This window comes from Comamonas suwonensis (genome assembly GCF_012844455.2).
GTDB lineage: Bacteria > Pseudomonadota > Gammaproteobacteria > Burkholderiales > Burkholderiaceae_C > Comamonas > Comamonas suwonensis.
In genome coordinates this window covers 16,118-37,020 of the sequence record NZ_JABBCQ020000014.1, presented here as the reverse complement: position 1 = coordinate 37,020, position 20,903 = coordinate 16,118, and the positions used below count along the sequence as shown (strand labels likewise).

Below are 20,903 nucleotides of genomic sequence, written 5' to 3'. Positions count from 1 at the left end.
AAATTACATCATTAAAATGAAATCATGCTCGACGAACGTGCCAAGTTATTGCTGAAAGCGCTGATTGAGCGTTATATCGCTGATGGTCAACCAGTCGGCTCGCGCACTCTTTCGCGTGCATCCGGGCTTGAATTGTCGCCTGCCACCATCCGCAATGTGATGGCCGATCTGGAAGAAATGGGGTTGATCATCAGCCCGCATACCTCCGCAGGCCGCGTGCCTACCGCCAGAGGGTATCGACTGTTTGTCGACACCATGCTGACGGTGGACCGCTCCAACCTCATCACGCCAGGGCTGATCCATGAGCAGCCGCAAAAGGTGATCGCCAATGCGGCCAATCTGCTGTCCAACCTCTCCCAGTTTGTGGGCGTGGTCATGGTGCCGCGCCGCAGCTCCGTCTTCAAGCACATTGAATTTGTGCGCCTGTCGGAGCAGCGTTTTTTGGTCATCATCGTCTCGCCCGAAGGTGATGTGCAGAACCGTGTGATTTTTACCGATGTGGATTACGAGTCTTCGCAGTTAATCGAAGCCTCGAACTTCCTTAATCACCATTACGCCGGATTGACCATGGAAGAGGTCAGAACAAGGCTGCAGACCGAAGTCGAGCAGCTGCAAGGCGAAGTCGCCAGCCTCATGCAGGCCGCCGTGAATGTGGGCTCTGAAGTGATGAGCAACCATGACCAGGAAGATGTGGTGATTGCCGGCGAGCGTAACCTGCTATCGGTCAGTGATTTCTCCAGCGACATGGGCAATCTGCGTCGCGCTTTTGATCTGTTTGAGCAAAAAACGCAGATTCTGCGCCTGCTGGATTTCTCCAATCAGGCTGATGGCGTGCGAATTTACATCGGTGGCGAGAGCCAGACCGTCCCGTTTGAAGATCTCTCCGTGGTGAGTGCTCCCTATGAGCTGGACGGCAAGGTTGTGGGCACTCTGGGAGTGATCGGCCCCACGCGCATGCACTACGACAAGATGATCCAGATTGTCGACATCACATCCAAATTGGTGAGCAATGCCCTGAGCCACAAGCGTTAGGCCCTACAATGGCAGAGTTTTTCTGGTGGCAGCCACGGCTGTTGTCAGTGTTGGGGCGTTAGCTCAGTTGGTTAGAGCAGAGGACTCATAAGCTGTTGCTATCGCTATAGAAAATCATTGAAAATCAATAACTTATGAGACGTTGGTAGCCTTTAATTCTTTTAAAGGCTACAAATAGGCTACAAATGTTGTAAATTTCACCCCTGGGCCCCTAGCTCATGCTTTGGTTAGAGCAGTCGACTCATAATCGATTGGTGCTCGGTTCGACTCCGAGGGGGCCCACCAAACACCCTAGAAGCCACTCTTTGCAGTGGCTTTTTTTTTCCGCCTGCAACGCCCCCTGGCTGTCGCCGCGCCGCCGCCGCTCACGATTTGAGAAGACGGACGAGCCGTCGCCTACGGCCAAGGCTTGCGTCGGTGTCGCGCTCCCAACTGGCAACAGGCTTGAAGCCCAAGCATTCGCCCTCATGTTGAGACGCAGCAAGAGATGTCCTCTTGCCCACTCTTGAGGGAGAGTTCATGGCGTTCTACGAAGATGCAAAGGCAGTCAAGAAGACCGACAGCCCGGAAAAATATCAGAAGGAGCGAAAGCCTGGGCAGAGGCCGTCAAGTCCTGGAATTTACAAGTGCCAATCATGTGGCTACGAGGACGTGATCAACCGAGAGTGCGACACCCTCCCGCCGTGTGCGAACTGTGACAAAAAGCCCCATGCGTGGAAGCTGCTTGTGACGGCCACAGATAAATGAAAATCAGCCAGTCATTTGACTGGCTTTTTTCTGCGCTGAACACTCACCACACCTTTGGCTTGTTCTTCTTCTCGTCCTCGTCGCCCAGCTTGAACTTGGCTTCGTTCAGTTGAAGGGTCAGGGCTTCCAGCGCCAATTGCACCAAGCGCATGCGGTCGTAAAGCTCCATACGCTTCTTGCCGTAGTGGGGGTCGCCATACGGTATGCGCTCATAGGCTGTGGTCAGTTCGGTAAGCTGCGCATTGAGCATGGCAACCTGAATGACCAGTGCGCCGAGCGCGGGCACCTGCAACGGCATGGCGCTTCTGCCCAAGTTCAGCAAGGCGCTGGAATGCGCTCTGCCGGCCTTGGTCTGGGGGTTGTATAGGGCCGCTCTTGGCTTCTTGGGCTGGGCTTCGTTCTTGTTTTGCATGACGGGTTCCTCCTGTGGTTTCATGACTGGTTGTGAAGGTTGCGGCGCTTCGTCCGCTACCTTGGTTTTTTCAGGTGAAGCCAGCGGCTTGACCTGCTTGTGTTGCTGGGCTTTTTTCGGCCCATAGGTGCGCTGCTGGGCTTTGCCCAAAGGCTGCGCATAGAGCTTCTGGAAGTGCTCGGCGCGGGACTGCTTGAGGCGTTCCAGCTTCGCGCCGTTCCTGCTGAACTGGTCTTCGGTCAGTTCCTGCGCTGCGGCTTTGCCGCCGGCGTCGGCCCTGATCTGCTGATAGTCGGCGTCCTCGTGGAACATGGGGCCTTTCAAGCGAATGGCCTTCTGTTCTCCGTGCGGAACGAACGACAGGTAATCCTTCCCGGTGCGGGTGACGGTGCCGAGGTTTTGCAGCATGTCCACCACGTCGGCGCGGCTGTTGAGATCGCCGCCGACAATGGCCGCGCCAAACAGCGCTTGCAGTTCGTTCCTGACCTGCTTGTGACTGCTGGCCTGCTGGCAAATGGCGCTGGCCGCGTCCTTGAGCGGCAGCACCTTGGTTTCAAAGCGCGAGCGGGCAATCTTGAGCGGGTCGGCCACGACCTGCGCATAGCCCAAGACGTGATTGGTGTTCGCGACCCATGCGTCGTTAAATTCGTGCTGCACGTCGCCGGGCGGAAACGGGTTCAACTGCTTGCCCGTGGTCAACTCGGTGGTCGCCAGCAGGTAATTCAGTTCAAGATTGCCCTTGTCCTCATGGGCCACCCACGCGATCGCGTAGTGCCTGCCCTTCTGGAGACCTGGCAGAAAGGTTCGTTCAAAGTCGCGCATGATTTCCTTCTGCTGCGCGGCGGTGGGCTGCTCGCCGTCGCGGAAGGACAAACAGCCGCAGGCGTATTTGTGCGCCCTGTGGGTCTGGTTCGCAATGGTGGCAACCATAACGGGATCGCCGTCCAGCACGTCAGGGGCAACGCTGCGCGGCTTGCCTGCATGGTCGTGCTGGCTCAACAGGTATTGAGCTGCTTGCATGGCGTCGCCCTTGCCGTGGGGCATGCGGACGTGGATCATGACTGCTGCTCCTGCTGGCTAAAGGCAATCCGGGCCAGTTCTGCCTTGACCTCCTGCAACTGTCCAGCCAGCGCGGCGGCGCTCTTGGGGTCGTAGCGGTTCAATTGGCGGGCTATCTGGTTCACGTTGGAACCGATACGGAACAGCGCGGCCAGCACCTGCATTCGTTCCTGCTGGTCCTGGTGCTGCTGCTGCCAGAACACGGCCACGGGATCAGCCGCGCCGAACAAGCGGGCGCGGACATGGCGGGCCAGTGAGTTGCAGCCCGAAGCGGCCCACGCTTGGGCCAGTGCTTCGTATTCAATCGGGGACAAACGCACCTCAAGGCGCAAAGTGCGCTTGAAGCGGTGTTCGTCGTTGGTGCGGCCGGGTTTTTGTTTTTGTTGTGCGGTCATGCGTTTTGTTCTCCGTCTTGCAGGGTCTTAGGGCAGCGCCCTAACAAGGGATTGCGCAGCGGCTAAATTCATTTAGCCGGTGTCAGCAATTGGCCTTGCTTCTCTGCTTTTAACTTACGAAAACAAAACGGCTTGTCAACGCTGCGGGTGAAATTCGATAGCGATCACGCTGCCGAATGAACCGCGAAGACAAGCGAAGACGCGATAAAAAGCGATCAATGGGCCATGAGTTTCAAGACTGCGAAGACGTGCGCCGACATTGAAACCGGCCCGCGCCAGCGCCTTGCAAATCAGCGAAGACGTGGGAAGATTTCCGATATCGGCTGGCCCTTGTGTTCCTGTTTTCATTTCTTAAGCTCAAGAGAAACAGGAGAAAAAACCATGAGTAAGCACCTAATCAAAACCAGCCACTACATGAGCCCAGCGTCCCGCGACGAGATCCAGCGCCTGGCGCAGCAGCACGCACGCTCCGCCGCTTGGATTGTGCGCAAGTGCGTTGAATTCGGATTGGCGCACGCAGGGGAGATTGATTTTCATGCGCCATTGCAGGCAAAGCAGGTTGACCCTGAGTTCAAGAAAGCCTTGGACGACTTCTTTGGTGAGCAACAAGCGTAGCGCGGTGATTTTTTTGCCGCTGCCATTTTTGATTTACTAACGTAAATCCTTCCCTACGGGATTAGCTTTGCTGTTGTACTCTTTATCTATTCTGTACGGATGATGGTTTATCTCTGCTTTTCTTCGCATATCCGTTCTGTCGCTTCGCTCCTTCACTACTAAGCGAAGAAAAGCAAATCCCTGAGCAGTTCGAGAAAAATCGTCTGCTTAGGGGCTTTTCCTGCTAGTAGTGTCACTACATGCTTCGGCGGACTTCAATCAAGATATTCCGCTTTGAGAATTCGCAGTCTTGATACTGCTTGGAGCCGGGTTTCCCAATTGCGCCTATCCGTATGGCTTTGCTCCAATGTCCATTCTGACCTATTTACCAGTATGGTTTGCTACCTGCTGCGTTATACCTTTTCCAGTTATGGGCGTCACCCCACTATTTTTACCTGCGCATGTTTTGCAGCCATTCGCCAAGCTGATTTCCGAACCGAGAGACTTAACCGACGCGTAAAAAATCGCTTGTGCTGTTGTTCAGCAAGAATATAGATAGCAGGTCTTTTCCATTTGTCAAGAACCGCTGGCACCAATTTCAATGATAATCAAGTTTTTCATGATTCTGCCTCCAGTTCCTTTATCGTTTCAGCATGAAATACAAGTTTTTTGGGCTCGCCTTTGTTCTTATAGTGATAGTAATTTTCCACCACGTCGGCATACATAACCTTGGTTTTTTTTCGATAAGAAGATGGGTGATGTGCGTTGATAAAAACCTTGCCAGCCGCTTTGTGAATCCTAGTGCTCTCTTTTTCCATGCTCGGGAAAAGATATTTCTTTACTAAACCGAATGTCCCTCCGCAGACGATGACGTCTGGATTTATTATTTTGATCTGCTCTATTAAAAACTCCTTATAGCGCTCGGTTGCTGCCTCGATTTCTTTCGGCTTCGATTTGCTTTTTCCGCCCGTTTTTTTTAAGTTCATATGTGCACATAAGGCAAGGGCGGATTTTCTGTGTTTTTGCGCAAGCTCATAGGGGCACATGCTGATGGAATCTGTGTGGCTAAGTCCATATGCCCAACGACCTACCGTGTGAAAGGTGAGACTGCCATTCCATATTTTATGTTTACGATCTTCTGCGGCGCCTCTAAGCGTCCTGGGTGGATTTTCCCAACTACCATTGGGCTTTTTTACATTGGCCTCACGTAAAACAAAAAGAATCTTCAGTTTAGGAAACCCGCCCTCACCCGATTGACCCCAAGTAGAAAGATCAATGATGCCGTCTTTGGAAAGAATCTTTCCCGGTTCTTGCTCTGCAAGACGCATCTCCCATCTTGCATAAAGATTCTGAATTTCTATGTCATAACTCATTGCGTCTCCGTGTGATTTTCGATTGACTCAACCCAATATATTTTCTCTTGTCAAAAAAACGCGGAATACACATGAGTTTTAGTTGCTTCCGATTGGGTGTTTCTTCGGAATTTCAAGCATGAGTGCTTGCCGTAGGCGCCGTATCCGTGACTCCCCTTGACTTAACCTCACCCCATGTAACGTCCCATATAGCTGTCATAAATTTTTTGACTAGTGGCTAGCAGGAGTGGCCGGTGTGGCTGTTCGGATAGGGGCGCATGTGCTTTTAGGGAAAAATGCTATTTGATTTCGTTGGAAGCTGTGCAAACTGGAAATAACCCTGAAATAACAGGGTATTCGCATATTTCATCAATGCGTTTCCGATAAATGTCTGTCAGGCATTGATTGTTTGCGCATTTGTTGCGCTCTATGATCCACTCTTTTTGTGTCGCTTTTAGGTTCTTTCGTGCGCCATCACCAATATCAGAAGCAAGCATATATTTGTAGTTTTCTGCTAGTGCCCCATCCAATTTTCCAAGCAAGGCGTCAGTGCAAATCGCCTTCTCTGTGAGAGTTGATGCCTTCGCGCAATCAAAGCTAGGCGCCCACGTTTTTGGGGCTGAGTCTTGCGCCTCTTGTGCAACCGGGGTTGGCGCTGAATTGGTTACAAGAGCCGAGGCTGGTTGTGCGGTTGGCTTTGTTGCTGTTGCAATCTCGGCTGTCCCCTGAGCTGTTTCTTTCGTTAACCGGAGGCCATCCATGATCAAATCGCCATTGTCCAAAATGGTCAAAATAACGTCGCCTTCTTGTCCTGCCACTTTGATCTTGTTGCCTCTTACTTCGTAAGGCAAATCAAGGGGAATATCGGTGCTTCCGACGGCCATGCGTGCCGTTCCATCCTGCCTGAAAGTAAAGCTTATTTTTTGTTGCGCTACTCCAGTCATGTTGTTCGAATACGTGCCTTCGATTTTCGAGCCGCAGGCTGTTAAAAGTAACGTCAGAAAAATAGCAACGAGATATTTCACTGGATTGACTCCTTTACATTTCATAGTGGATTAAGAACTGAGATACTAAACCAGCAACTGCATTCGAAATTGTGTAATTTCCCCATTGTGGTTTCCTGCTGCAAACACTCGTGCGCCAGTTGTCCGTGGCTGACGTTGTAGAAAACCTTGCCGTTGCACATTGGAAAGCGGGAGATCAGCGGATGATCTGCTGTTTGGCCGTGTTCAGCAGCTTCACGAAATTAGTGTCGTCGTCAATCTCGTCTGTGTTCTCAATGAACGAGACGATGTCTTCGTCGGTTGCGCCCATGCCATAGAGGTGAGCCAACAGGAGGGCCGCAACGGACGGGTTCTCAAAGTCAGCATGGTGCCTGTAGGCGACACAGGCCATGACTTCCTTGGCGTCGTCGTCCTTGGAGGCGAGCCAATTGTGTTGCAGCAGTTCCGCCAGCACGGGCAAGTGTGCGTCAGTGAAGTGCAGTAGCCTCGCGGGGTCTAGTGTCTTGCCTGCCTTGACCTGTTCCAACAGACTGACAGCCGCCGGGTTGCTCAAGATGCTGTGGTATTCGTCGTTGGTGGCGTCGTGTTGATACGCATAGCCAGCCTTGGGGCCGAAGTGGTCGTCCGGGTAGTCGGGGAAGTCTTCCCGATCAACGCCGTGGAAATACATGTGCCAATCGGTCGTTGTGCTGTTGCTGCTCGTCATATTCCTCCCGTTTTCTTGCTCTCTATTTTCGCATGCGGCCTATAACACCGCTTGCGTTTGTTGTCCACGGCTGGACCTGTGGGCAACCTTGCCGTTGCCCCTTGATCGCTGTAGTGTGTGTATTGTCTGCCGACCGCCAAAAAATGACGACCCAATGAAACGTGGACACCTAACGTTTGGCGTGGGGTTGAATAAAAAAGCACCCGCCTAGGTGCTTTCTTGGTCTTGCTGGTGGTCCTGTTCTTAACTTGTGCTTGCCTTGGGCGGGAATTTCTCGGCAAACCTCAACATCATGTCCCTCTTGGTCAGGTAGTTCTTCAAGTGGTCGTCTGCGCCGTCAAGAGCCGTCCTGCCGTTGCTGTCCGTCGCTGAGAAGTTCAGGCCACGATCCAGCAGGGTGGGCAGCCATTCGGGCAGGTCTACGGCGGTGTGCCTAGCGATGACGTGCGCCAGCGTGCCATGCTGCGCGGTGCCGTTGGTGAACCATGACGCGGCTGCATTGAGGTCTGCCACCTTGTCCAGCGTGGCGTAGTCGCCTTTCAGGTAGGCGATGACCGTCGGATCTATCGTGGTGAATACCTCAAAGCCCGTGATGCCCGTTTCCTGATTGCCGCTGAAAATCTCAATGCTGTCAAACAGGGAATAGGGCTGCTGATCGTCGTGGTAAATGGTTGGCTCAACAAAGCAGCCGTCAAAGGCTGATACAAAGCTGAGGCTGTCGGCCTGCGTGGTGGATTGAACCGTCCTTGACGCGATCCAATCCCTGACGTCTCCCACGCGATAGGCAACATGCTTGGCCTTGGAAATGAATTTGGGGCCAACGCCGTCAACCCGCCACTTCTTCAGGCGACTTGGAATTTCCCCTATCCATTCGCTAAGGGTGTCGGTGTCAATCAGCTTGTCATTGTCCCAAGTGCTGTAAGCGCCTGCTGTCGCGGAAACGGTCTGTGGCGCTTGCAGCGAACCCAAAATGGCGATGATGTGCTCGGCTGTGATGGGTGTGCTGGCTGGTAGGCTCTTGAGCTTGAAAAAAATTTCCGAGGGCGTCATTCAACTTCCTCACGTTGATATTCTTCGGTTTCGTCTTTGAGGGACTTGACTGCCTTGCCTTCAAAGAAGTCCTCTACGGTTTGCAGCGCCTTGAGAATTTTTTGCTCGTTGCGCATGAAGTAGTGCGAATTTACGTCGTTGATTGTGTGCTTGAGAAGATAATCAATCATGCGCCCATCCATGTCCAGCGAATAAGCTGCCGTTGCCCAAGTCCTGCGCAAATCGTGGTGGGAAATTAGTTTGCCCGACTTCGCGGCAATGACCTTGAAGTGATATTGGCAGTCTTGGGGGACATGGCCGGTCTTGCTCTCGTCGTAGTCAAAGACATAGAGTCCGCCGTCTTTATTGAGCTCCTTTCGGCGCTCAATGATTTGCCTGATCCGTTTGGTCATGGGGTAGAAGTAATCTTCCCCGTTCTTGGTGTTCCCGTAGTTGATGCGGTTCAATTCCAAATCAACTTGCGACCATGTCAGCGGCGCGGAATCAATGGAGCGGCTGGCTTGCAGCAGTGAGAAAAGCAGGTAATCGGAGACAAGGGATTTCGCAAAGTCGTATTCTTCAACGGCCTTCCACCACTTGCCGAATTCGTCCCTGTTGAAGTCCACGAAGCGGGTGCGGGCCTTGGTCTTCTTCCATTTCTTGTGCGCGGACATGGCGTCAAAGGGATTGCGGAAGTCCTCTTTGGTGTCCAGTTCGTTCCGCGCAATGATGAAGTTGTAGGCAGAGCTTGCGAACTTGAAAGACAGTTGGTGTGTCCGTGCAATGGGCGCCAGCACCTTTTGATTGCGGGCAGGTCGCGCCTTGTCAAACACGGCGAAGCGGTCAAGCACGTCTTGCCGGGTGATAGAGCGCAAGGGGCGGTCATGCCATGAGGACAGGTGAACCTCCACGTCGTTAGACCAAGTGCCGTCCTCGTTCTTCTTGAGGGTCATGACGGTCTTGTCGCCGAAGTAGTCCAGCGCCGTGGCAATGTTGTCCAAGGTGCTTTGGGAGCCGCCTTTGTGGGCAATGATTTGCTCGTCCTTGTAGGTGTCCATCATCCACTTGAACGTCTCTTTTTCCGTAGCCTTGGCTTGCTCCTGTTCGGCCTTGGCCTGCTGCTTTTCTTCAAGGGGGTTGCGACCGTCCGCAATCTTGGCAAGCTCCTTGGCGGCGAGGTCGGCGGCCTGCTTGATAGCGACGGCGCCATATTTGCCCAAGGTGATGCGGACAGGCGCGGTGCTGCCCTTGGGGCGGGTGTAGACGATGAAGGTCTTGCTGGTGGCACCTACGCGCAAGGCCAGATTGGTCTTGTTGGTGTCGTAGTAGGTGACTTGCTTGCCCTGCGGGGCGAAGGGGATCGCGTCCAGGTTGGTCTTGTTGAAGGCCAGCCGGGTAGGGGTCTTGTCTGTCATACTGTCTGCGCCTCGTGTCTAGGGTTCAAAGAGGTGGGGTGTAGGAACCACCATCTTAGCGAACTCTAGGCTACTAGGCTACAAACAAGGCTACACCTTGGCGGAATTCAGCGGTACCGAACGGAACTCGCTGGAACCATGTTTTCTAGGAAAATCAACAAGTTAGGTTGTATGTTGTTGATTTTGCGAGGCTCGAAAGCCTGAAAATAATGGACTCATAATCCTTTGGTCGTCGGTTCAAGTCCGCCACGCCCTACCAGATAACCGTTACTGGTATTGAAAAGCCTGCTACATAAAAAGTAGCAGGCTTTTTTAATTTTATTCCTGGTTCCGGTTTGGTTCCGGAGTTTTGCTGGATGTGGCTGTACGTTGTTGGACAATGTAGTGTGGACTTTTTCATGAGTTCTTCTGCTTCTCCCAGGTGCTTCCATGAAAAATGAAGTTGGCGATTGCTAGCTAATTCATTGAATAGGCAGATAAAACGCGTGGGTCAACCTCAGAAAATGCTGTCAAAAGTTAACAAGCACCCCAGCTATCAATAGATGTTCGTCAAGTTGAAGTCATCTATGCTTTTTGGGGACAGGGACTTTCTTTGGCGGACGGCCCCGAGGCATGCTCAGAAAAGCTGCAAATGCCTTACGCAGGGTGCTGTCTGCCCCTGTAAGTGCTCTAGGTTGATGCCGTCTGAGCTCGACTAGTAGATCTGATGCTGATAGCTCTGTTATGAAGTGGTCCCCGCCTTGAGAGATGACGAAATTGCGTTCTGACCTACTCTCTTTATGAAGAGTTTTCAGTAAGTTTTCTATTACACCAGCGCCACATGCCTGCTTGTAGTCGTCAAGCGTTTTCCGCTTGGGGCGGGAATTACGCTTCTTTGCCGACGGTGCTTTTTTCGTGACCGTTAGGTTACTGCTGGTTGTAGCAAGTCTGGGTTCGATATGAAGTTGCCAGTTCTTGTTGTAAGGCCACAGGCGACTCGACTTGATAGCACCGAGCAACAGCTCTTCTACAGAGTACGCCGCTAGCTTGTTGCCTTTCGGCGATACCTTCAGGCGTTCCAGTTCTTCGGATGTGTTCACAAAAACCACGGCACCTTGAGCCTCGCGCTGCAAGCGCCATTCACCAAGGCGTTGGTAGGCCGAATGATCAACTGCACAGCCTGCTTCGCGCAGCATCCGCAGCCAAATTGCCGCGTACATGTGGCGGTCGGCCGGACAACCGACGCTTTCCATAAACGCAGCAAGTTGGGCTGTGATTTTTTCCAACGCCTTCTTTTGATCATCTTGCAATTCCGCATCGGAGCGCAGTCTTGCTGGTTGGCTTTGTATTGAACTTTCCAGTGCTGCGATAAGACGCTGACGAGCATTTGGAATTTTCCGAACAGAGATTGGTAAGCACAGTTCCCACACAGCTCCGGCTCGTGTGATGGGTGCATCAAAAATTCCTCTTTTCATTCCTTCTAAATTTTTGTCATTTGACGTTATTGACATCTTTTTTACATCAATATTTTTTGGCATGAAAACCTCTTTTCATTCCTCTATTAAATGCTGATAGATGAGATTTGTAAATGAGTTGCGCAAGGGGTTCTTGCGTTCTGCAAGCGATCTGTCTCGCAATTTATGAGGTTGATATATGGACAATCAGATCACTCACGGTGTGCATCCCGCAGCGCCGCTTCACGGTGTGAATCCGCGTGAAAGTGAATTCACGTTTCATGGCTATAGCAAGTCGGGTCGGGCGCAGTTCCAGTGTGAAGGCAAACGTTTTTACGGGGTTGGACAAGTGGAGTGTTGCGATGACGCTCGCATCCCACTGAAGGTGCCGCAGATGCGTGTTGTTCCTGGCTACAAAGCGAATGCGCTCAAGGATCGAATCGTCATGGCATGGTCGCCGAAGGGTTCTTGCTGGAATCGCTTTACGGGCGTGTTGATTCCAGTCAAGAGTTTGGCGGCAGAGACTGAATGTGAGGTGCAGTCTGTAGCGATCACTCCGACTTCCAAGCAATCGGGTGTGGCTCGTAAAAAGACCAAGGCGACTAATTCCTATGAAGAGGAAGTGAAGCGTATTGGCGTGGCTCGTGCTGCAGGGCTTGATCCCGATGTACGCATGAATTTCATTCCGAAGTATCTCGGCGAGTCTCGCGCCAGCCTGTACGCAAAGATGAATGCGACCCCGCAGAAATTTCCTTTGCCCATTAAGCGTGGTCGCGGCAGCTTCTGGCCCTTGTCCGTGATCGATGCTTATCGCCGCAGCGAGTGGGTGCCGCAAACCGACCAAGGCAATCCTGCAGGCATCGCCTAATCCCGATATTTATCAGCAGCAAACCGGAAATAGCCAACGACGGATGAGGTGCTTGTGGTGACAACGGCGAAGCGGAAGCGAGGCGACTGAAACGCTGTGATTTACGGTGTTTCATGAGCTTGGCATCTTTTCGTCGCCGTCAGACAGCTGCCGCTGCTTAAAAACTGCCAACGTCGGATGGCTGCTTCTGCCCGTCAGCCTGCCGCTGCGCCAAAACTTGCATCAAATGCAGAACGTATAGCGCGGCGCGCATTTTCAAAGAATTTTGATATGACCAAATCTCAAGAGACAGCGGTATATAAGAACAGTAGTACCACTACCACCATGAAGAAGAGTAAGACCAGTGGTAAGAGCAAAGCTGATAGCGGAGTCCGCTCCAAGTCTGTCGGTATCCAAGATGCCTCTGTCGCAACCAAGCAGAAGCCAGCAAAAGTTTTCAAGAAAAAGCCGACCGATGTGAGTGCGGTCTCGGAGGCTACGCCTCGTGTTACCGCGATGGCCATCGACAAGCTGTACCTCGATCTGCTCATTTCGGAGCCTGAGATGGATGCGGTGCTGGAGCGTGCCCAGCAATTGCAGAAACACAGTAAGCTCGGGAGGGGCAGTACCAAGAAGACGTTCTTCAAGCATGCCTTTGTGCAAAAGCTGCCTAGCGGTGCCATTGCCCGTTTCCATATCGTGCCCAACAACCGGGGCCAGGGCGCCAACATGCAGTTGGTGTTGAACCCGAACCAGATGGAGCGAGGAGATAGCTCACCGCTTATCAAAATGTTCAAGGAGCTGTTTCCTTTGAGCTGGAAGGAAATTGCTTCCACGATGCTGATCCGCCGCATTGACGTGTGCCTGCAACTGCTGGGCGTCTCTATCAACGATCTGATCATCACCTTAGATGGCTCGAAGTCTGGCGCGAAGGTCTATGTGACGACAGATCGCAACGGCTTTGTGCAGACCATCTACATGGGCGATACGCAATCCCCGCAGCATGGCGCGGCCTATGATCAAGTGGCGAGCGACGAGTACAAGAGCATGGTTGGTGAGAAGCCTAGCCGCCAGCACCTGAGAGACATTGCGGAGCTTGTGCTGGAGCCTGTGAAAAAGGTGAAGGATCGCATCCAACTGGAGAGCCGTCGTAACTTTGACAAGCCTGTCGATCTGGCGCAACTGGCCGAGATTACGTCCCCGTTTGGTAAGTACCGCATCTTGGTGCTGGACAGTAAAGCGCAGAAATGGGACGCAGGCTTTTGCGGCTACATCGACAGCGTGCGTTTGCGCGGCATGCATGGGGCTCGTGCCCACCTCAGCATGCAATGTGGAAAATCTAGCGAGGTCATGAACCAAGTCGCCGAGTACGAAGCACGCCTCGGCCGGATGGCTGCGCCCTGGTGGAATGCTGAAGAGTATGCGGCGTCGTTGCTGGAGACGTTGAAGAAGTCCTCTGCCTGGCACTTCCTCAAAGTGATGGAGAAAAAGAAATAGCAGCGCATCTGCTGTCTTCGACTGCCGAGCTGATGGCCGGATGGCGCTATGCGCTGTCTGGCCATTTTCGTTTCAAGAGCGATTTTTTGCTGTCAAGCTACGTTCGTATAGCCAAGCTGCTGAAAACGCCGCCATGGCCGTTTTGGTGACTTCTCGCTGGCATCGTGGCTACGGCTGATCTGCGGAAATGAGCTTGCAGACGCTGATCGTCTAATGCCGTCCAAACCATCCACTTGGCTTTGAATTGGTGACTGCTGACTGTAACCAAAAGCAGTCCTAAGCTAATAGATCACCAAAGTGACGGGACCTTGGCCACCGATGCTTAACAAGCAAAAAATATTTCTCGACACTCTTGATAAATGATTCCGAAGTAATGGATACTTCGATTCATGAAAGCAGCCCAATCTTCAGACCTTTTCCGCTACTTGCTGGATCAAGCACTCAGTCCGAGTGTCGCCTTCGCTGTGGGCTGGGCCCTTCTAGGGTGGGCCAAGCTCTCTGAACTCAGTCGCTTGCCAGAGTCCGCTAAGGTTCATCGCGCCCTGGAAGACGGGCAAGCGTTTATCGGAGATGCTCTATCGAAAGCCGTCATCGCTTCGGAAGATCAGCTTCTGAATGACCTACTGTCCCTCAAAGGCCTACCTCGAGAAAATATCGAGAGGCTGGTTCATATGGCTTGGGAGATTCTGCAAAGCGGCGAACTAGACAATCTGTCGCTGGAAGAGGTTCTGTCTCTAGATAAAAACTCGTTCGAGCATGGTGAGTCGCTAGGCTCTCAAGCACAAGGCACTTTTCCGTTGCTACCTCGTGAGTTAGTCGAACTCATGGTGGAGCTTGGCGAGGTAAAGAGTCATGACAGTGTCTACACTCCTTGGGACACGTCTTCTCAGTTTTCCATTGCGGTGCATCGGCTTGGAGCCATCCCATACACCGAGACTCCTGAACGCCAGAATGTCACACGTCTCGTGCAATTACTTGCGAATATTGAAGCGCCTGTGCATTGCACTGACCCAGTGGTGCAACCGACCGCATTAAGTCAAAAAGGCGGACTGGCTCAATTCGATGTAGCCCTTGCATGCCCCCCCTTCGGGGGGCGCTATGAGCGTTATGTGTCACAGCAAGATCAGTGGGGGCGATTTCCCGAGCAAACCACATCTAGCACCGTGCTTGTCGTAAGGCATTTGTTGGCCCAAGCAAAGCGTCGAGTGGTGGTTCTTGTGCCCAGCACCTTGCTGTCTGGTGCCGGTGCTGAAGCTCAGTTACGCAATGATCTTGTGCGACGGGGAATGATCCGCGCAGTATTGGCGATGCCTAAAGGGCTGCTGCCAGTTACGGGTGTTGCCACTGCAGTTCTTGTCTTGGACCCGCACGGAGGGAATGAGCAAGTGCACTTTATTGATGTGGGCCATGGCCCATTCTATAAACCAGTGTCCAAAACACGGTGGAGCTTGATTGACCCAGTTCATTTAGCTCGTCGTATTCATCAGTCACCAGCTTTGTTGCCATCGACAAGCGAGGCTACGCGAACACGCTCAGAAATACTAGACGCAAATACGTTACAGGTCAGTCGTCTCCTTGCGCAAGCAACATCTTCATTTACGCCACCACCTTCGCAACCATTGGTTCGTTTGGCAGATTTAGTGCATACAGTGCGCCCACTGCATCCGACTCTTCGCAAAGCTTCGCAGTCGACGGAGACCACCTTCAGAGTGCATGAGGTCGGTGCACAAGACCTGCCTTCTCATGGCTATATTAGGGATGCACCACGGCAGCTTGACCTACCTGTACAGCTTTTGGCTCAGACTGAATCGCTCTACCTAGAGCCGCTAGACATAGTGCTCATTGTTAAAGGTGGTGCAGGAAAAGTCGGCATCGTTTCTAAAGATGTACGTCAGTTATCCACTCCTTGGATTGTCGGCCAATCGGGGATTGTTCTGCGCATGCAAGCATTCGCCCCCGTAGATGCACGAGCACTATTCCTTCTACTACGTTCCAACCAGGGGCAGGAGCTTTTGCAAAGCATTGTGGTTGGTGCAACGACGCCCTTGATTCAGTTGCGAGAGCTTATGGCGCTTTCGATATGGTTGCCCAACTCTCAACTACAAGATGAGGCCATTCAAGCATTAGAGCTTGAGGACAACCTACAAGATCAAATCGACCAGTTGCGTCATGAGCAGGCGGCCATCACAGCGCATCTATGGGCACAGCCTTGAGCTGGAAGGGAATCACTATGCCAATCCCAAAATTTCCCAAAGAACCGGACAATTTCAAGTACTTTCTAGGTGACCCACCCGAGGTAAAGCTGGAGGCTTGGAAGGTTCAGGAGAGAAGTCGCACGCTTCGCTATTTTTTGTTTTGCATGACCGTCCTAGGCTCGGCATTGGTTGCCTTTTTAAAAGGGTAAGCGACGTCATTTGGTTTAAGCGGAGTATGAAGGCTGGCTCGGAGCAATCTCGCTTGCACCAGCGAATAATTGTCATCACTCTTGCTAAATGTCGAGCGGCGCCTGTTTGGCTATGTCAAGCAGCGCATGTTGTCGTTGCCAGCCAGGCATGTGCTTGGCAACCAATGCCCAGAAAGCTTTGGTATGGCTCTTTTCCACGGTATGGCACAGCTCATGCACGATCACATAGTCTTGCACGCTAGCAGGTAACTCCATCACACGTGGATCAAATTCCAATACGTTTTGCGAGTTGCAGCTGGCCCAGCGACTCTGGAAATGCCGAATACGTGTGCCATGAGTTTGCATTCCCGTCTGACGCTCCCAGTGACGCACACGAGTCAAGAGTTTTTCGTGAGCACGTTCACGATAGAAGCCATCTAGCAAAGGGGCGAGTATGTCGGGCTCGATGCTCAACCCCGTTGGGTTTTCTACGATGAAGCGGGATGCTGTGAACCTCAGCTGAGGCGTGGCCAAGTTTGGCGCATGCCTTACTTCCGTGAAGTAGCTGCGACCGCAGTAGCGCAAGCGACTGCCCGTGACGATAGGCTCAACAGCTTGTGGCTGATTGACCTGCGATAGCTTTTCTCGAATCCAGCGAGCACGTTGGCGAACAAGAGCCTCTTGCTCAATTTCATTTACCAAGGGGCCACGCAGCAGTACAGCCTGACCACGTTCGACTGTCACGTAGTGACGCTTCAAAGTTGCATCTGGCTGAAAGCGCCATTCGATGGTGGTTCGTCCGTACTGCAACAGAGGCATGTCAGTTCTTCAGCAGAATGTCCAGTATGCGCTTCGCATGCTCTCTTGCGACCGAACGCTCCCATCCCGCAAGCGGAATCAACAGCTTGTGCAGCAACGTGCGCAAATCTGGGTGCAGGTCGAACATCTGCTTCCAATTGGCGGCCGCTAAGGTTTTGCTCAGGTCGTTGTCCTCAAACAGCTTCGTTGTGGCGATACGAGCCGTAGCCTCACCCAGAAGTGCTGCTAGATAGTGATAGACCGCCGAGTGGGCAGGATGCTGGAAACCTGTATTGTCTTTATCGTTGATATGTTGACCAAACAGTTCGAGTTGCTCCAAGAACTGAGCCTGACTGATGCGGCCTGCCGCTTCTTCGGCCAGGAGCTTTTCAAGCTCTTCGGCCAGTTTGTCAAAAAATGCCGGGTCTTTGTCTTTGCCGGTGGCGATGGTGTGCTTCAACTGGTTTTTCATCACCAGCGCCTGACTGCCAGGACTCGCAAGCTTCTTTAACCTAGCCATGTCGCTGGCGTCCAGAATGGACACATCTTTTCCAAGCAAGTTTTTGGCCGGGCTTGCGTCAATGTACTCATCCAGCAACTGCTGCAGCAATACAGATTCCAGCTTGGTGATGCGTTCGCGGTACTTGGCATCTGGCAGCTTGTCGCGCAGCATCAGGCGGATTTCTGCAAGCAGCGTGAAGTACGGTTTGAAGGGAACAGCGCGCACATCGGGCAAGATAATGTCGATGCTGCGGTTAAAGTGCTTTACCAATTCCAAGAAGTCTTCGACAGCATCTAACCGCGTAGCGGGGTCCAAGAATCGTTCAGCATCCTCTTTGTAGTCCTCGCGTTGACTAACAGGGTCATGCTTTTTTGGCAGCAAAGACAGGATGCGTTCAAGAGTTGCCTGCAGCTTGGGAAGTTCAGTTTCTACCCCTTCCCAGACTTGCGACGGTTGGACCTCTCCACCATAAATTTTCAGCGCGTGGTCGAGATGCTCAACCACGCCGTGATAGTCCACGACGTAGCCCGCGTTTTTGCCTGCCATAGTACGGTTTACACGCGCAATGGCTTGCAGCAGGGTATGTTCCTTGAGAGGCTTGTCGAGGTACATGGTGCCGACAATGGGGACATCCCATCCGGTGAGTAGCATGTCTGACACGATGATGAGGCCCACGTTATTCGCGTGCTGTTGTCCATCGGCACCCTTGGCTTCATCGCCATACGGCAAAGGGAACAGCTTGGATACGAAGTTGGATATTTGCTCTGTTGGCAACGCGACTGGCTGTTTGTCAGCCTTGATTTCAGCTCTGACACGTTCCTCAATGGTCTGAATTGCTTGCTTGCTGACTCCCGCCGCCTGTGCTGCAGCCTGCTCACTAGCTCCTGTGCGCGATGCCGTTGCACTCGCCAAGGAAATAACGACACGACTTTCAAATGTTGGTAGGCCTTTGCCTTGCCTTTCTTGCATCAATGCATCCAGCAGGTCTTTGTACCGGATTGCCATGTCGCGGCCATCACAGACCAGCATGGCCTTCAACCCCTTGGCCTTCACATTGGTAAGAAAGTGATCGACCAAGTGAGCTGCTACCTGCTCCATACGGCCTTCAGCCTTACGCCATCTGGCAAGCAGCTCTTTCTTCAATGCTTGCTGCCGAGCTTCGTCTTCTTGAGCAAATTTGTCTTTGAACGCTTGGTCTAGTTTGGAATTGGGGACAAGTTCGACCCAAGCATCTCGGTATTTGATGGGTAAGGTCGCACCATCAGCAACTGCCTCGTGCAAGCGGTATTCGTCAATATAAGTGTCGCCGCCAAACTCGGCCAGCGTGTGCTTGTCATCATGCAGCAGTGGTGTGCCGGTGAATGCGATGAACTTAGCGTTGGGCAAGCTGGCTCGCATGAAGGCAGCCAAGAAATCGTATTGGCTTCGATGGGCTTCATCAACCAAGACATAGAAATTGGGCTTGGCGCTTAACACGCGGAAGTTGACCTTTTCGCGGCCGACTTCTTCCCATTTGGCTTCCAGCAGCACGCCGTCGTCGTCATGCAAACCATGATTAACGTTGCGCTCCTCAACCATGAAAAAATCTTTGTCCTCACGTACCCGTCTATGCCGGATGGACTGGAGCAAATCGTTTTCTTCATCAGGCGTGCTGTCAGCGTTTTCGGTGGCAGTTTCGCTCTCCTGGAATTTCTGCACCGTGCTAGTAAACACACTGCCATAGTCATTCCCGAGTAGCTTCACCAGACCATCGACAGAGACAGCCTGAATTGCTTTGATCCCAACCGCATGGAAGGTATCGAAGATTTGCGTGTCCAAGTCCTTGCGGTCGGTCAAAACCAGCACGGTTGGGTTGCTCAGCCCAGTGCTATCTGCTCTGAGTATTCGAGCCAGTAATGCCATGGTCAAGGATTTACCGCTACCTTGGGTGTGCCAGACCACGCCGCCAATAGGTTTTTCTGCTTTCAGTCGAGCGATGGCTTTACGTACAGCTCGCCATTGTTGGTAGCGCGGCAGTTTCTTGATGGTCTTACCATCACGGGTCTCAAACAGGACGAAGTGGGTGATGAGTTCCAGAAATCGCCTTGGCTCAAACAGAGCCCACAGTAGCTGATCTTGCTCACTCGGGTCTGTGCTCAGAGTCTTCTCCACCATCGCAAGTTCAGCGTCCTGCAAGCGGTAGCGTGCATAGAAGGCTGGCTTGGTAAGGATGGCTCCATACAAGCCTTGTCTGCGATTAAGACCCACACAAACTTGATTGAACACGAACTGGGCCGGAAAGCTGGCTTGATAACCATCCAGTTGCGCCAGTGCTTCATCCAGCCGGTGGTGGCTGGCCTTGCATTCGATGGTCGCCAGCGGAAGGCCGTTGACGAACAGCAGCAGGTCCGGCCGGAACAGTTCACCATCGGCGTTCTTGCCGATGTACTGGTCCACTACATGAAAATCGTTGTGGGCGGCATTGCTCGCGTCAAAGAAGCGCACGCTGCGCATCTTGCCATCGGCATCCTTGACTTGAATATCCGAGCGGTGCACCACCTGTTCCCAGAAAGCCTTGTTGGCTGATAGCAGCTCGTCGTTGACTCGTTTACGCAACTCAATCAACGCTGACTCAACGCCACCGGGTGCAATCGCAAGCCAAGGGTTCAGAGTCAGTAATCTGGGATGTAGCACATCCTCAAGCACTGGGGCAAGGTGGCGGTGCTCCACCTGCACAGCATGACCGGGCAGATGGGTGTACCCCAGCTTTACCAGCGATTCGATGGCAGGCGTTTCGACGCCAGTCTTCTCAGGTGACTGGCTCATGGGCTTATCTTTCTGTGCATGCGGGTCTCCTCCCGGAGGCTGCGATACCAAACTTCGCCGCAGCCTTGTTCCTTGTTTTCTACTCTGCGAATCTCAAACTGCTGGGATTCATGAATGACTTGACGCCAACTGCCACAGCCATAGCGCTGAGGGCGTTGGTCGGGGTACTCGGCGCGAATCCACGAGGTTGCAGTATTGAGCAGGGTCCAACCATCCACCATAAACCGAGACTCTGCAGCGTGCAGACAGCGAACGACCCCGCTGGCGGGCCAGTCCACTGAGCCATCCGGCGCAATGCCGTTCACCAACAGGTCCTCGAATGTGGCCGTTTTCATAAAGGACGCCATGAAAGAACGAGCTTCTTCCATACCCTGAACCCACCCTCGCAATGTCAGGTAGTGGCCGTCAATCGTCTCGTAGCTGGCGTCGAGATAGGCATCTGCGTCGATACAGCCTTCATACTCCCAAACGTTGAACCGCTGCAGAAAGTGATGAACCAGTTCGTTACGCAAGTCCACCAACTCCTTGAGTGCAACGGTTGTCGCGTGGTGCTGGCTGGCATCAAGCTGCACCCGAAAACGAAACTGGAACCATAGAGCACTGTCGTCTTGCGGCGGCTCTTTAGCGCTCTCGCATTCATCAGCCAAGGCTAGATGACGCTCGGTCAGCATGCCGACCAAGGTGCCCAAGGTCTTCTTCTGGGCGCTGGCCACCTGAGCGTCTCGCACGGCCTGCAATTCTGCTGGAGACCCGGCAATGTCGCTATAGGCTACCAATGCCTTGAGAAGGATTTCGTATTGCTGCAAGCGAAGCAGGCACCGCCCCAGCTTGCGCTGCACATCTCGCTGCAGTTCAAGGGGGGAGTCTGGGGCGAGAAATGCCTGCAACGCCAT

16 protein-coding genes and 1 tRNA gene are annotated in these 20,903 nt (G+C 52.9%); 6 read left to right on the top strand and 11 right to left on the bottom strand.

Annotated features, from left to right (window positions below):
* Positions 1-24: 24 nt before the first annotated feature.
* Complete coding sequence (hrcA, locus tag HF327_RS15605) at positions 25-1,032, top strand: heat-inducible transcriptional repressor HrcA (RefSeq protein WP_198461109.1); 1,008 nt, start codon at positions 25-27, stop codon at positions 1,030-1,032.
* 205 nt (positions 1,033-1,237) lie between these two features.
* A tRNA-Ile gene (locus tag HF327_RS15600) sits at positions 1,238-1,317 on the top strand.
* A 505-nt stretch (positions 1,318-1,822) separates the two neighbouring features.
* On the opposite strand, the gene HF327_RS15595 is transcribed toward HF327_RS15600, so the two are convergent.
* Together HF327_RS15595 and HF327_RS15590 are read right to left on the bottom strand one after the other, a co-directional pair.
* On the bottom strand, positions 1,823-3,235 hold the full coding sequence (locus HF327_RS15595) for a relaxase family protein (RefSeq protein WP_198461108.1): 1,413 nt from the start codon (positions 3,233-3,235) through the stop codon (positions 1,823-1,825).
* Positions 3,236-3,246: 11 nt separating this feature from the next.
* Positions 3,247-3,645 carry a plasmid mobilization protein gene (locus HF327_RS15590; RefSeq protein WP_198461107.1) on the bottom strand — a complete coding sequence of 133 codons (399 nt, stop codon included), beginning with the start codon at positions 3,643-3,645 and terminating at the stop codon, positions 3,247-3,249.
* 225 nt (positions 3,646-3,870) lie between these two features.
* Here HF327_RS15590 and HF327_RS15585 point away from each other — a divergent pair, with 225 nt between their 5' ends.
* Positions 3,871-4,260: a hypothetical protein gene (locus tag HF327_RS15585; RefSeq protein ID WP_198461105.1), complete on the top strand. Its 390-nt coding sequence runs from the start codon at positions 3,871-3,873 to the stop codon at positions 4,258-4,260.
* 596 nt (positions 4,261-4,856) lie between these two features.
* Here HF327_RS15585 and HF327_RS15580 read toward each other — a convergent pair.
* The 6 genes from HF327_RS15580 to HF327_RS15555 all read right to left on the bottom strand — a co-directional run bounded on the left by HF327_RS15580 (position 4,857) and on the right by HF327_RS15555 (position 11,262).
* Positions 4,857-5,612: a uracil-DNA glycosylase family protein gene (locus HF327_RS15580; protein ID WP_198461103.1), complete on the bottom strand. Its 756-nt coding sequence runs from the start codon at positions 5,610-5,612 to the stop codon at positions 4,857-4,859.
* 278 nt (positions 5,613-5,890) lie between these two features.
* Positions 5,891-6,616, bottom strand: coding sequence for a lysozyme inhibitor LprI family protein (locus HF327_RS22365; RefSeq protein ID WP_198461101.1), 726 nt, complete (start codon positions 6,614-6,616; stop codon positions 5,891-5,893).
* 175 nt (positions 6,617-6,791) lie between these two features.
* Positions 6,792-7,301, bottom strand: a complete 510-nt coding sequence (locus HF327_RS15570; RefSeq protein WP_198461099.1) for a hypothetical protein — start codon at positions 7,299-7,301, stop codon at positions 6,792-6,794.
* Between the two features lie 243 nt (positions 7,302-7,544).
* Complete coding sequence (locus HF327_RS15565) at positions 7,545-8,351, bottom strand: hypothetical protein (RefSeq protein ID WP_198461097.1); 807 nt, start codon at positions 8,349-8,351, stop codon at positions 7,545-7,547.
* Positions 8,348-9,745 carry a tyrosine-type recombinase/integrase gene (locus HF327_RS15560; RefSeq protein WP_198461095.1) on the bottom strand — a complete coding sequence of 466 codons (1,398 nt, stop codon included), beginning with the start codon at positions 9,743-9,745 and terminating at the stop codon, positions 8,348-8,350. The genes HF327_RS15565 and HF327_RS15560 overlap by 4 nt, the downstream gene beginning before the upstream one ends.
* 560 nt (positions 9,746-10,305) lie before the next feature.
* Entirely contained in the window at positions 10,306-11,262 is a 957-nt protein-coding gene (locus HF327_RS15555; protein WP_198461093.1) for a hypothetical protein, read from the bottom strand.
* Between the two features lie 115 nt (positions 11,263-11,377).
* On the opposite strand from HF327_RS15555, the gene HF327_RS15550 reads away from it, so the two are divergent.
* The 3 genes from HF327_RS15550 (at position 11,378) to HF327_RS15540 (ending at position 15,735) form a co-directional block, all read left to right on the top strand.
* On the top strand, positions 11,378-12,046 hold the full coding sequence (locus tag HF327_RS15550; protein ID WP_198461082.1) for a helix-turn-helix transcriptional regulator: 669 nt from the start codon (positions 11,378-11,380) through the stop codon (positions 12,044-12,046).
* A gap of 270 nt (positions 12,047-12,316) precedes the next feature.
* Entirely contained in the window at positions 12,317-13,522 is a 1,206-nt protein-coding gene (locus tag HF327_RS15545; RefSeq protein WP_198461080.1) for a hypothetical protein, read from the top strand.
* A 389-nt stretch (positions 13,523-13,911) separates the two neighbouring features.
* Positions 13,912-15,735 (top strand): N-6 DNA methylase, encoded by a 1,824-nt coding sequence (locus tag HF327_RS15540; RefSeq protein WP_198461078.1) that lies wholly within the window; start codon positions 13,912-13,914, stop codon positions 15,733-15,735.
* 275 nt (positions 15,736-16,010) lie between these two features.
* Here HF327_RS15540 and HF327_RS15535 read toward each other — a convergent pair whose 3' ends face one another.
* Genes HF327_RS15535 through HF327_RS15525 form a run of 3 tightly spaced genes read right to left on the bottom strand, consistent with a single transcriptional unit; the run spans position 16,011 to position 20,903 of the window.
* Positions 16,011-16,724 (bottom strand): YgjP family zinc-dependent metalloprotease, encoded by a 714-nt coding sequence (locus tag HF327_RS15535; protein ID WP_198461076.1) that lies wholly within the window; start codon positions 16,722-16,724, stop codon positions 16,011-16,013.
* Position 16,725: 1 nt separating this feature from the next.
* A complete protein-coding gene (locus tag HF327_RS15530; RefSeq protein WP_198461075.1) occupies positions 16,726-20,010 on the bottom strand; it encodes a type I restriction endonuclease subunit R in 3,285 nt (1,094 codons plus the stop codon).
* Positions 20,007-20,903 (bottom strand): OST-HTH/LOTUS domain-containing protein, encoded by an 897-nt coding sequence (locus HF327_RS15525; protein WP_198461074.1) that lies wholly within the window; start codon positions 20,901-20,903, stop codon positions 20,007-20,009. Before HF327_RS15525 ends, HF327_RS15530 begins: the two co-directional genes overlap by 4 nt.